This window comes from Haematobacter sp. (genome assembly GCF_032102465.1).
In the GTDB taxonomy this organism is placed as follows: domain Bacteria; phylum Pseudomonadota; class Alphaproteobacteria; order Rhodobacterales; family Rhodobacteraceae; genus Haematobacter.
In genome coordinates, this window is the sequence record NZ_DAMDHB010000017.1 from 1 (window position 1) to 12,160 (window position 12,160).

General features: G+C 65.5%; 9 protein-coding genes. 4 read left to right on the forward strand and 5 right to left on the reverse strand.

The window, feature by feature from the left end; translation table 11 throughout:
• Positions 1-300, reverse strand: a 300-nt coding sequence (locus RT513_RS20850; RefSeq protein ID WP_409518413.1) for a hypothetical protein, incomplete at its 3' end; no start/stop codon positions are given.
• Between the two features lie 142 nt (positions 301-442).
• Between RT513_RS20850 and RT513_RS11945 the strand changes: the two genes are divergently transcribed.
• The 4 genes from RT513_RS11945 (at position 443) to RT513_RS11960 (ending at position 8,225) form a co-directional block, all read left to right on the forward strand.
• Positions 443-1,912, forward strand: a complete 1,470-nt coding sequence (locus RT513_RS11945; protein ID WP_313534099.1) for a DNA polymerase Y family protein — start codon at positions 443-445, stop codon at positions 1,910-1,912.
• 477 nt (positions 1,913-2,389) lie between these two features.
• The gene (locus tag RT513_RS11950) at positions 2,390-5,677 is read left to right on the forward strand and encodes an error-prone DNA polymerase (RefSeq protein ID WP_409518414.1); all 3,288 of its coding nucleotides are present in this window, start codon (positions 2,390-2,392) and stop codon (positions 5,675-5,677) included.
• Between the two features lie 317 nt (positions 5,678-5,994).
• Positions 5,995-6,894: a serine hydrolase domain-containing protein gene (locus RT513_RS11955; protein WP_088216404.1), complete on the forward strand. Its 900-nt coding sequence runs from the start codon at positions 5,995-5,997 to the stop codon at positions 6,892-6,894.
• A 116-nt stretch (positions 6,895-7,010) separates the two neighbouring features.
• Positions 7,011-8,225: an FAD-dependent oxidoreductase gene (locus tag RT513_RS11960; RefSeq protein ID WP_290686161.1), complete on the forward strand. Its 1,215-nt coding sequence runs from the start codon at positions 7,011-7,013 to the stop codon at positions 8,223-8,225.
• A 32-nt stretch (positions 8,226-8,257) separates the two neighbouring features.
• Here the strand turns inward: RT513_RS11960 and RT513_RS11965 are convergent, their stop codons facing one another.
• The 4 genes from RT513_RS11965 to alr form a co-directional block, all read right to left on the reverse strand.
• Entirely contained in the window at positions 8,258-9,373 is a 1,116-nt protein-coding gene (locus RT513_RS11965; RefSeq protein ID WP_290686158.1) for a sensor histidine kinase, read from the reverse strand.
• A 169-nt stretch (positions 9,374-9,542) separates the two neighbouring features.
• Complete coding sequence (locus tag RT513_RS11970; RefSeq protein WP_373447809.1) at positions 9,543-10,298, reverse strand: ABC transporter ATP-binding protein; 756 nt, start codon at positions 10,296-10,298, stop codon at positions 9,543-9,545.
• Entirely contained in the window at positions 10,295-11,077 is a 783-nt protein-coding gene (locus RT513_RS11975; RefSeq protein ID WP_088216407.1) for an MlaE family ABC transporter permease, read from the reverse strand. Before RT513_RS11975 ends, RT513_RS11970 begins: the two co-directional genes overlap by 4 nt.
• Positions 11,077-12,123 carry an alanine racemase gene (alr, locus tag RT513_RS11980; RefSeq protein WP_088216408.1) on the reverse strand — a complete coding sequence of 349 codons (1,047 nt, stop codon included), beginning with the start codon at positions 12,121-12,123 and terminating at the stop codon, positions 11,077-11,079. The genes RT513_RS11975 and alr overlap by 1 nt, the downstream gene beginning before the upstream one ends.
• Positions 12,124-12,160 lie beyond the last annotated feature (37 nt).

Genomic DNA, 12,160 nt, shown 5'->3' on the forward strand with positions numbered 1-12,160 from the left:
TGACTGGCCGGCAGAAGTCCGGAATCCCTGGCCGACTTCATTGGAATCCGCAGTTTGCGGACGCTTATTGATCCGCGGCGCCTTCTGCTGGCCCGTAGTGACGATCAGGTGGAAACCCTGGCCATCGCAGAGGAGGCGTTGAAGGATGGGGTCATACCCATGGTGGTGGTTGAGATCACCCGGCCGCTCAACCTGCGTGAGGGGCGGCGGTTGCAACTCGCGGCGCAGGCGGGGGAAGCAACGGGTCTGTGTCTGATCCCGGAAGGTATGGGCAGCAATGCGGCGGAGACGCGCTGGCATTGCGGCCCGGTATTCGATCCCGCTCCTTCTGGACCAATGTTGAGGATGTCCGCCTCTGGCACTCCTGTGGACTCGACTCTCATGAGGTGGGAGCTTATTAAGAACAAAAAGGGAACAACTGGGGCGTGGCATGTTCGATGGGATGCAAAGGCGCATCGTCTCGATATGGTTTCCCCGGCTGGCGACTAACCGGGCGCTCCGCTATTGCCCGGTGGAGGGGCCGTTCGTCGTTTCCCAGCGGCTCAACAACACCGATTTCATTCAGTGCCTCAATCCCGCGGCAGAGCGCGCGGGGCTATCGCGCGGCATGACATTGGCGGATGCGAGAGCCTTTTGTCCTCCACTGGTGAGCACGCCTGCTGACCGGGCGGGTGAGCGCCGTTTGCTCCGTGCCCTTCGTCGCTGGGCGCTGCGTTATTGCCCTTGGGTTGGCTTGGAAGAACCAGAAGGCCTGGTGCTCGACATCACCGGTTCCGCGCATCTTGCCGGGGGGGAGGGCCGGTTGTTGTCCGATATGCGGGAGCGGTTGTGCGGGACTGGGTTCGACCTGCGGATGGGGCTGGCAGATACGCGCGGGGCGGCCTGGGCGCTGGCGCATTATGGTGAAGGGCTTGCGGCTCCCGGCAATACCCTTGCGGCTTTGGCGGATCTGCCGGTTGCGGCGCTGCGGATCAGTGAGGAGCATTCCGTGTCGCTTCAGCGGCTGGGGCTGGGGCGGATCGGCGCGCTGGCCGGGGCGCCCGGTGCGCCACTGGCCCGACGTTTCGGTCCGGAACTCCTGGATCTGCTGGACCGCGCACTCGGACAACAGCCGGAAGCGGTCAACCCCTTGGCCGAGCCTCCCCATTTCGGTGTGCGCCTGACCCTGCCGGAGCCGATCGGCAGGACTGAGGACGTGATGGCGGGGCTTTGCCGCCTGCTGGACCGGTTGTGCGACAAGCTGCGCGGACAGGAAGCCGGTGCGCGGGAGCTGCGGCTGACACTCCGGCGAGTGGATGGAAACGCGGCGCATGTGGATCTCCGGCTTGCCGCTGCCATGCGGGATGCAGAGCGCATTCAGCCCCTGTTTACCCGGGGGGTGGAGGGCGTGGATGCCGGGTTCGGTATCGATCAGCTACGGCTGGAGGCGACGCTGGTCGAGCCGCTGCCCCTGCAGCAAATGGGAGAGAGAACGGCGGCGACGGACCGGCTGAACGCGCTGGTGACCCGCATCGGCGCGCGGATCGGCCTGGAGAACGTCCTGTGCTTCCGTCCGGTTGACAGCCATATCCCGGAGCGGAGTTTTGCGCTCGTACCCTTTACCGAGGCGCCGCCGATGCAGGAGCCATGGCCGGAGCCGCCCCGCCCCCGTCCGCTGATCCTGTTCCCGCCGGAGCCGATCCTTGCGAGCGGCTCCACGCCACCGGAAACCTTTCGCTGGCGCGGCCTCCGCCTGACGACGGGGCGGGCCACCGGGCCGGAACGGATTGCGCCGGAATGGTGGGTGGAAGATGAGAACTGGCGCTCAGGCGTCCGGGACTACTGGCGGGTGGAAACCCGTGAGGGCCGTCGCCTGTGGTTGTTCCATACCCCACAGGCACCCGGATGGTTCGTTCAGGGGATTTTCCCATGACGCCGCGCGCGACGACCTTTCCCGACCGGGTACCCGGCCTTCCGGTACATTGCGGGGGGCCATCCCCTGTCGCAGGCGGTCCCGGGGCGGATGACAGCGAAGGCAGCTATCTGGCGGTGACCTCCCCCCGGGGATGTGCTGCCAGATCCCGTGCCTGCAGGATGCCTGCGATCAGGGAGACCGGCCCTGAACGACGTCCGCAGTCCCGACATGACGGGGGGCCTGACATAACGGCGGGCCTGACATGATGGTGGGCCCGACATGAGGGGAGGTCCGACTGTCCGGCACGGGTTGAAGCGCGGGAAGCACACCGGGCCCCGAAGGCTTTCGCAGCAGGGGGTCGAACCTTCCGGCCTGACAGGCCACGCGTCCTCACCGGGCCAAGGCAACACGGCTGCACCCTTGTCCCCCGGCCCGAAGGTGGGGGAGCCGTCCCTTCGGGAGACGGGAACCCCGCGTTACGCCGAACTTTGTGCCATGACGAATTTCACCTTCCTGACCGGTGCCTCCCATCCCGAAGAGATGGTTCTAAGGGCCGCGGAACTGGGACTGGAGGCTCTCGCCGTCACCGATCGCAACTCTCTGGCCGGGGTCGTGCGCGCCTGGACCGCCCTCCGCAATCTGCGGGAGGAGGCTGAGAAGGCCCTGGCCGTGCGGTCGGACAGGCTGGTGGATACCTGCTCCCGGCAGGATGTCGGACATCAGCCCCCGCTCCGCCATCGGGTTCTGTCCGCTTTGCCGAAGCTGATCGTGGGCGCGCGGCTGGTGCTGACCGACTGCCCGGTGGAATGGGTAGCCCTGCCGGTGGACCGGGCGGCCTATGGGCGGCTGACCCGGCTTCTCACCCTTGGGAAGGGCCGCACGGTGAAGGGGAAATGTGATTTGCGCCTCGCGGATCTGGAGGCGGGAGCGGCGGGGATGATCCTCATTGCCCTGCCCCGGGAGGAGGAGGAGGAAAGCCTGCCCATCCTCTCGCGTCTCCACAGGCGCTTTCCGGGGTTTGTCCATGTCGGTGCCGTGCCGCGATATGATGGGTCGGACCAGCAGTGGTTCGACAGTTGTGCCCGTCTTGCGGAGCAGTCCGGTGCGCCGATGGTGGCGGCGGGGGATGTGCTCATGCATCACGGGCGGCGGCGGCCGCTCGCAGATGTGCTGACCTGCCTGCGGGAGGGATTGACCATTGACAGGATCGGCACCCGCGCGCTCCCCAATGCGGAGCGCCGGCTGAAAGGGGCTGCCGATGTGGCGCGGCTTTACCGGCGCTATCCCGAGGCGCTCCACCGCACGCTGGAGATTGCGGCCCGCTGCCATTTCGACCTGAAGGAACTCGCGCAGGACTATCCCGATGAAAGCGACTGCGGGGAGGATCCGCAGACCCGTCTGGAACGGCTGGCGCGGGAAGGGCTGGCCCGCCGCTGCCCGGAAGGGGTTCCAGAGGACTACCTCGCCCTGCTGGACAAGGAGCTCGCGGTGGTCGCAGAGCTCGAATATGCCGCGTATTTTCTTACAGTTCAGGACATCGTGCGTTGGGCGCGGTCGAAGGACATTCTGTGCCAGGGGCGGGGGTCGGCCGCGAATTCCATCATCTGCTGGGCGCTCGGGATCACCGATGTCAGCCCGAAGATGATCGGTATGGTCTTTGAGCGTTTCATCTCCCGTCACCGCAAGGAACCCCCGGATATCGACGTCGATTTCGAGCATGAGCGGCGGGAGGAAGTGATCCAGTGGATCTATGATAAATACTCTCGCGCCCGTGCGGCGCTCTGCGCCACGGTGATCCATTTCCGTACCCGCGCCGCGATCCGCGAAGTGGGCAAGGTGATGGGGCTGTCGCAGGACGTGACCGCCGCCCTCTCCGGCCAGATCTGGGGCACGTCCAACGAAGGCGCCGGAGCAGAGCGGATGCGTGAGGTGGGGCTGAACCCGTCCGACAGGCGGCTCATGCTCACCATCGGGCTGATCCGGGAGATCATCGGCTTCCCCCGCCATCTGTCGCAGCACGTGGGTGGTTTCGTCATCACCCGCGGGCGGCTCGATGAGCTTTGCGCCATCGAAAACGCCGCGATGCCGGATCGCACCTGCATCGAATGGGACAAGGACGATATCGACGCTCTCCGCATCCTGAAGGTCGATGTGCTGAGTCTCGGAATGCTCACCTGCATCCGCAAGGCGTTCAAGCTGCTCTCCGATCATGAGAACATTTCCCATACGCTGGGCAGCGTGCCGCAGGAGGATGGCAAGACTTACGGAATGCTCCAGCGCGCCGATGCGGTCGGCGTCTTTCAGGTGGAGAGCCGCGCGCAGATGAACTTCCTGCCCCGGATGAAACCCAGGACATTCTACGATCTGGTGATCGAAGTGGCCATTGTCCGGCCCGGTCCGATTCAGGGCGGCATGGTGAAACCCTATATCCGCCGTCGCATGGAACTGGAGGCGGCGGAGCCCTTCGGCCCCGATCTGGCGGAAGTGACGGCGAAGACGCTGGGTGTGCCGTTGTTTCAGGAACAGGCGCTTCGGATCGCCATGGTCGGTGCGGGCTATTCGGCGGAGGAGGCTGACAAGCTCCGCCGCTCGCTCGCCTCCTTCCGTCGCATGGGCACGATCGCTGAGCACCGGGAGCGGTTCGTCACCGGGATGGAGAAGAACGGCTATGACCGGGAGGTGGCGGAACGCTGCTTCAGCCAGATCGAAGGCTTCGCGGATTACGGCTTTCCCGAAAGCCATGCCGCGGCCTTTGCCATGCTCACCTATGTGTCGGCCTGGCTGAAATGCCGTTATCCCGCCATCTTCACCTGTGCGCTGCTGAACAGCCAGCCCATGGGGTTCTATGCGCCCGCGCAACTAGTGCGCGACGCACGGGAACACGGGGTGGAGGTGCGGCCCGTCTGCGTCAACCACAGCACATGGGACAACCGGCTGCAGAAGCGGCCCGACGGAAGCTTTGCCCTGCGGCTGGGCTTCCGGCAGATCAAGGGCTTCCGCAGGGCAGATGCGGAAACCATCGCCTCCGCCCGCGGCAACGGTTATCCCGATCCGGAGAGCCTGTGGCTCCGCGCCCGGATCGCCCCTGCCGTGCTGGAGCGGCTGGCGGAGGCCGATGCCTTCACCGGCATGGGCCTGAACCGGCGGGATGCGCTCTGGGCGGTGCGGGCCATCCGCGCGCCCGAGCCGCTGCCGCTCTTTGCCGACCCGCTGGATGGCGAGGGGCACCGGGAGCCGCAGGTGATCCTGCCCGCCATGCATGAGGGGGAGGAGGTGGTCGAGGATTACGTGGCCACCCGCCTTACCCTGCGTACGCATCCCGTGGCCCTCCTTCGCCCCGCGCTTCAGGGGGTGACACCACATGGGGATTTGGTGGGAACGCCGCTCCGATGGGTGTCGGTCTGCGGTCTTGTCATCACCCGGCAGCGGCCTGCCACCGCGTCCGGCGTGATCTTCCTGACGCTGGAGGATGAAACCGGCGTTTCCAACATCGTGGTGTGGAAGCGGACTTTCGAGCGGTTCCGCCGTGTCGTAATGGGCGGCCGGCTCATCCGCGTGACGGGGCGGGTGGAGCGGGAGGGAGCGGTCGTGCACGTGATCGCGGAACAGCTGGAGGATCTCTCCCACCGGCTCACGGAACTCGGCCATCCGCTCGAAGCGGTGGTGGGCGAACCTGCCGCTCCCGCCGACAGCGCGCCCCGGCCCGTCCGTCCACCCCGCCCGACCGCCCGGCACCCGCGGGAGCAGACCAAACGCCTGTTCCCGAGCCGGGATTTCCATTGATTGCCGCCTGTCTCTCCAGGATCCGCAATCACCGAAGTCCGCGTGGCATGGCGAATCCTCGTTTGCAGGAAACGGGTGGCCTGCAACCCCGGAGGGTCCACGGATTGCTGGCAGGCGATTGCTGGCGGGGCGAGAGCATCTTAGCAGGCTGCTGAAAAAGACCTTCGGGTCTGCGTTGGGCGGAAATTGTCCGCTCTCTGACGGATTTTCCCGAAAATCCACGTATTTCGGACTATTCCGGGCTGATTTTCCGATTTTCCAGAGCATGGATATGACGCTTCTGAACTTTTTCAGCAGCATGGTAGGGTGAGAGGATGATGCAGCACGGTCTCCTGTTCTCCAGCACCCTTCTGCTTCGGGGAGCCGAGTCCGCAGACACCGGCGGCTCACGTCTGTTTCCCTATTGGAGCTTCACGAAGACCGTCATCGCGATCTGCGCCCTCATACTGGCGGAAAGGGGCAGGGTCGATCTGGACAAAGCTCTCCCGGGGCAGCCTTTTACCCTGCGCCAGCTTCTGAACCATACCGCTGGCCTGCCCGACTACGGCACGCTTCCTGCCTATCATCAAGCCGTGCGGAACAATGAGGAGCCGTGGGCGCGTGACGATCTGCTCCGGGAAACGATGAGGCAGGGCATGCTGTTCCCGCCGGGCGGAGGCTGGCGCTATTCGAATGTCGGCTACATGCTTGCGCGTGAGCGTATCGAGGAAGCTGCCGGATCCGCTTTCCCCGATGTCGTGGAGAGCATGATCGCTGGGCGGCTTGGGCTCAAAACTCTTGCCCTCGCGACGACCCGGGAGCAATTTTCACATGTGCACTGGAAAGGGGCGCAGCGCTACCATCCGGGCTGGGTCTATCACGGCTGTCTCATCGGGACTGCACGGGAAGCGACACTGGTGTTGCATGCTCTCTTTACCGGGCAGCTTCTGAACGAAGCATCGTTTCGGCAGATGCTGACCCCTGTGTCGCTTGGCGGCGCGCTTGAAGGACGCCCCTGGACGGACTGCGGATATGGCCTTGGCCTCATGACCGGAAGGATGGGGTCTGTCGGCAGAGCCATCGGGCACACCGGCGGCGGACCCGTCGGTGTGAACGCCCTCTATCATTTTCCGGACCTGCCCGAGCCAGTTACGGTTGCCACCTTCGCCGATAGCCATGATGAGGGCCGCGCCGAGTTTGCGGCTGTGAGGAACAGCGGCGGGCGGCACCCCACGTGAACTCTTTCTTTTCGGCCCATCGGGATGCCGTATTCCGGGGAGAGCCCTTTCGGTCGCAGTGGAGATCGGCGATGATCCCGGAGATCCGCCAGAGATCCGACTGAAGGAGGAGCACCATGGCCCCGCAAAGCTGTGTGATCGTGGGAGCAGGTCCGGCGGGCATGATGCTGGGCTATCTGCTGGCCCGCGCCGGTCTTCCGGTGACCGTGGTGGAGAAGCATCCCGACTTTCTGCATGATTTCCGCGGCGACACGATCCATCCTTCCACGCTGGAAGCTTTCGCCGATCTGGGCCTGCTCGAAGATTTCCTGAAGATCCCGCATCAGAAGGCACCCGTGCTTCAGGCAGAGATCGGAGGCGTGCAAACGAAGATCGCCGACTTCTCCCGTATTCCCGCTCGCTGCCGGTTCATCGCCTTCATGCCGCAATGGGACTTTCTCGACTTCCTCGCCCGCCGTGCGGCGGCATTTCCCGGTTTCCGCCTGATGATGGGGGTGGAAGTCTTGGGCCTTGTTCAATCCGAGGGCCAAATCCGGGGGATCCGCATCCGGGAGGGGGGTGTGGAGCGCGAGCTGCCGGCCGATCTGGTTATCGGCGCCGATGGGCGGAATTCCGTCACGCGGCGCGACGCGGCGCTTCCCGTCACTGATTTCGGCAGTCAGGTGGATGTGCTCTGGCTCCGGCTTTCGCGGCGGGAGGGGGATCCCGTCCTGACCATGAGCCATGCCGGGCCGCAACAGGGCCTCGTCCTGATCGACCGGGGGGATTACTGGCAATGCGGATACGTGATCCGCAAGGGCAGCTACGATGACCTGAAGGCCCGCGGCCTGCCTGCGTTCCGGGAAAGCCTCGCGGCTCTCGCCCCGCTTCCCCCCGAGCGGTTCGAGGAAATCCGGGGCTGGGATCAGGTGCATCTGCTGTCCGTTCGTATGGACAGGCTCGAACGCTGGTGGCGGCCGGGGCTGCTCTGCATCGGGGATGCAGCCCATGCCATGTCACCGATCGGCGGGTTCGGAGTGAACCTCGCCGTGCAGGATGCGATCGCTGCGGCGAATATCCTTGCGGCCCCGCTTGGCGACGGGCGAATGGGCCCTGATGATCTTGCACGGGTGGAGCGTCGTCGCCGTTTCCCGACACGCGCCACGCAGAAGCTGCAACTGATGATGCGCCGCAAGCGGCCCGTGGTTGCCGGGCAAAATGCCGCAGCCAGCCCGGAAAAACCTTCCGGCCCCCCGAAATTCCTGCGAGTCATCGGGCGGTGGCCTGCATTGAGCCATCTTGCCGGCCGCCTGGTAGGGCTGGGCTTCCGGCCGGAGCGCGTGCGCATCTAGCGTGGCTTCCCGGATTTCCTGCGGCCCCGCTCTCAGCGGACGGGAAAGTCCAGCCGGAACATGGCGCCACCCTCCGGCGTGTTTCCGCACGTCAGATCGGCGTCAAGCTGATCGCTGTAGATCGACAGGATGCGCATACCCAGACCATGACGAGCGGCCGGGTCGAAGTCGGGCGGGAGACCGGGCCCATTGTCCGAAACGGAGAGAAGCAGCCGCCCCTCCCCCTCTGCCGCGAGGGTGACTTCGACAATCGGCAGGCACTCCCTTCCGGCATGCTTGATCGCATTGCCCACCAGTTCCGCCATGACCTGTCCGAGCGCGGTCGCGGCATTGACCGAAAGAAGCATCTCCTTCGGCACAAGGATGTCCGCCCGCACCGTTCCGGTCAGCGCCCGGTCCAGATCGGCCAGCAGGCCGGAGGCAAAGGCCGCAAGGGGAAGATGGTCGGATTCCGGATCGCGATAGAGCTGGTCGTGAACGCGGGCGAGGGTGGCGATCCGGCTTGCGGCCTGTGCCACGGCTTCGCGCAAGGCGGGGTCGGTATGGCTCCGGGCCTGAAGGTTCAGCAATCCGATGACGGCGGCGAAGCTGTTTTTCACCCGGTGGTCGATCTCGGCCAGCAGAACCTTCTGCCGTGCGAGTGCGGTGTCCTTTTCCGCGACCTCGCGCGCCAGCGTCGCCGCCTGTTCCTCCAGCATCCGGCGCGCGTTGACGGTCTCGGTCACATCGCGGGACGACGCGAGGATCAGATGAACTTCCCCCATCTGGTTGCGAACCGGTGTCACGGTGACGGACCACCACCGGGGTGTTCCCTTGGCGGTGGGACAAAAGGCCTCGAACTCCGTAAGCTTGCCGTCCCGGGCGGCGGTCAGCGCGGTTTCCAGCGTCTCCTTGGCTTCCAGCGGCCACAGACTGGTCCACCGCAACCCGGCCACCGTGCCGAAGTCCTCGATCTCCATGGCGCACATGCCATTCTCGCTCATGAAGGACACGCGTCCCTCAAGGTCGATGAGCTTGATGCAATCCGGCGAGGCCCCCAGAATGCCAAGCGCAAACCCCGGCAGACCGCTCCCCATCAGGTCGAGAGCGCCGCGCGCCAGCATCTCCTTGTCGGAGGCGGGGGTCGCGTTCACGGACAGGCCCCGCATGACGCTGGGCTTCCGTGGCGGCTTGTCGGTTTGGCGAACATGGGGTTGTGGCAGAAATCCGGCATGAGCCCTCCCCCCGGACAGGCGCAAGACGCGCTATCGAAGCAATGTAGGCGCTTTGGAGCGGCGGGGCAACGTGACACCCTGCGTCAAAGTCGCGAATGCGGTGTCAGCGGACGGATTCGATGGGTCCATCCGCGCGACCGTGGATGAATTGCTGCAGATAGGGGTCGTCCGCCGCGTCCATCTGCTCAACCGGTCCGGTCCAGCGGATCAGCCCGTCGTGCAACATGGCGACCCTGTCGGCGATGGCGCGGACGCTGGTCATGTCATGCGTGATTGTCATGGCGGTCGCGCCCATTTCGGTCACGATCTCGCGGATCAGATCGTTGATGACGCCGGACATGATCGGATCGAGCCCGGTGGTGGGCTCATCGAAGAAGATGATCTCGGGCTCCGCGGCGATGGCGCGGGCAAGGCCCACGCGCTTCTGCATGCCGCCAGAAAGCTCGGCCGGGAACAGGTCCGCAGTCTCCGGCTTCAGGCCGACACGGCGGAGTTTCTCGATGGCGATTTCGCGTGCTTCGGCCTTGGGGCGTTTCAGCGAGCCGCGCAGCAGGCGAAAGGCGACGTTCTGCCAGACCGTCAGGCTGTCGAACAGCGCGCCACCCTGGAACAGCATGCCGAACCGGGCGAGGAAGGCATCGCGATCCCCCTCCGTCACGTCATGGCCATCCACCTTGATATCGCCGCTATCGGGCGTGACGAGGCCAAGCACGCATTTCAGCAGTACCGACTTGCCCGTACCCGATCCGCCGATGATGACCATGCTCTTGCCCTTCGGGACAGAGAGGTTCACCCCGCGCAGAACATGCTTCGGCCCGAAGGATTTCTTCAGCTCGGTGATCTCGATCATGTCGGTCATGAGGCGAAGAAGAACTCCGTCAGAACATAGTTGGAGGCGAGGATCAGGATGGAGGCGGCGACCACGGCGGATTTGGTCGCCCCGCCCACGCCCTGTGCGCCCCGGCCGGAATTCATGCCATAGTAGCAGCCGACCACCGCGATCAGGAAGCCGAACACCGCGCCTTTGACAAGACCGGAGCCGATGTCCCAACCCTCAAGGAAGTTCCATGTGTTGTGCAGATAGGTCGCGCCGTTGAAGCCCAGCCGGGTCACCCCGACCAGATAGCCGCCCATGATCCCGATGATGTCGCCAATTCCCACCAGCACCGGCACGGATATCGTGGCGGCGAGCACACGTGGAACGGTCAGGTATTTCATCGGATTGGTGGACAGCGTCGTCAGCGCATCGATCTGCTCCGTCACCTTCATCGTGCCGATCTCCGCCGCGATAGAGGAGGCGACCCGCGCGGCCACCATCAGCCCGCCCAGAACCGGGCCGAGTTCCCGCGTCATGCCGATGGCGACGATGGAGGGAACGACCGAGGAGGCATTGAACCGCGAGCCGCCCGCATAGATCTGCAGGGCCAGAGCGCCGCCCGTGAACAGCGCTGTCAACCCGACGACGGGCAGGCTGAGATAGCCGATGGCAAGGAGTTGCTGCGCGAATTCGCGGAAGTAGAACGGCGGGCGGAACATATGGCTCACCGTCTGGCCCGCATAGATCGCGACCTGCCCGATGGAGGTCAGCAGCGACAGCACCATCCGTCCCAGGGCGGCGAGCGGAGAGAGCAGGATCATCAGCGCGTCTCCCTGTAGGTCCGGCGATAGCGGGGGCCAAGCGAGGTCAGCACCTCATAGCCGATGGTGCCGATGACTTCTGCCAGCTGGTCGGGTGTCTGGCTTGGGCCGAGGATGTCGAGATAACCGGGCATCTCGTCCAGATGCGACACGTCGGCGGTGATGAGATCCATGGAGACACGCCCGATGAGCGGGCAGGGGACGTCGCCTGCCCAGAGCGTTCCCTGACCCGACAGCCTCCGGCTCAACCCGTCGGCGTAACCCGCGGCGACGGTGGCGATGAGAGTCGGTGCTGCCGCCTGCCACGTGGCGGAGTACCCCACGATTTCCCCCGGCTCCACCGCGCGGATCTGCACCACGGGCAGCGAGAGACGGACCGTCTGGTTGGCCTCCGTGAAGGGCAGGCCGCCATAGAGACCGATGCCGGGACGGGTGAGTTCGAAGTGGTAGTCGGGGCCGAGCAGGATGCCGCCCGTCGCGGCCAGCGACCGGGGCAGGCCGGTGCCATCCGTCATGCGGCGGAAACTGTCGAGCTGCGCGCGGTTCATCGGGTGATCCGGCTCATCCGCGCAGGAGAGGTGCGACATGACGAAATCCGGCCCCTGCGCCACGGCGAGGCTGGCGACGGCCGCCCATTCACCGGGTTCCAGACCGAGCCGGTTCATGCCGGTGTCGAGCTGGATGCCGAAGGGATGGCCGGGCAGCGCCTCGAAATGCCGGGTGAGCTGGTCGAGCGAATTCAGCATCGGCGTCAGTTCGGCTTCCGCGATCAGCCGGGTGTCGCCCTCCATATGGCCGCCGAGCACACAGACCTGCGGACCGGGGCCGAGCGCCTGCCGCACCCGCGCGCCTTCTTCCGTCATCGCGACGAAGAACCGCCGCGCCCCGGCACGTGCGAGGGTTCGCGCGACACGGTCGGCGCCGAGCCCGTAGGCATCGGCCTTCACGACCGCGCCGGTCTGGGTCTGGGGGGAGGATGCCTGATCGAGCGCCCGCCAGTTCGCGGCGATCGCGTCGAGATCAATGGAGAGGATGCCGCTTGCCATGGCGGTTGTTTCGGCTGGCCCTCCGCGAAGGTCAAGG

Bases quoted from the DNA above. Each gene is read 5' to 3' on its own strand.
- RT513_RS11945 (WP_313534099.1), top strand. From the start codon at position 443: ATGCAAAGGCGCATCGTCTCGATATGGTTTCCCCGGCTGGCGACTAAC.
- RT513_RS11950 (WP_409518414.1), top strand. From the start codon at position 2,390: ATGACGAATTTCACCTTCCTGACCGGTGCCTCCCATCCCGAAGAGATG.
- RT513_RS11955 (WP_088216404.1), top strand. From the start codon at position 5,995: ATGCAGCACGGTCTCCTGTTCTCCAGCACCCTTCTGCTTCGGGGAGCC.
- RT513_RS11960 (WP_290686161.1), top strand. From the start codon at position 7,011: ATGGCCCCGCAAAGCTGTGTGATCGTGGGAGCAGGTCCGGCGGGCATG.
- RT513_RS11965 (WP_290686158.1), bottom strand. From the start codon at position 9,373: ATGCGGGGCCTGTCCGTGAACGCGACCCCCGCCTCCGACAAGGAGATG.
- RT513_RS11970 (WP_373447809.1), bottom strand. From the start codon at position 10,298: ATGACCGACATGATCGAGATCACCGAGCTGAAGAAATCCTTCGGGCCG.
- RT513_RS11975 (WP_088216407.1), bottom strand. From the start codon at position 11,077: ATGATCCTGCTCTCTCCGCTCGCCGCCCTGGGACGGATGGTGCTGTCG.
- alr (WP_088216408.1), bottom strand. From the start codon at position 12,123: ATGGCAAGCGGCATCCTCTCCATTGATCTCGACGCGATCGCCGCGAAC.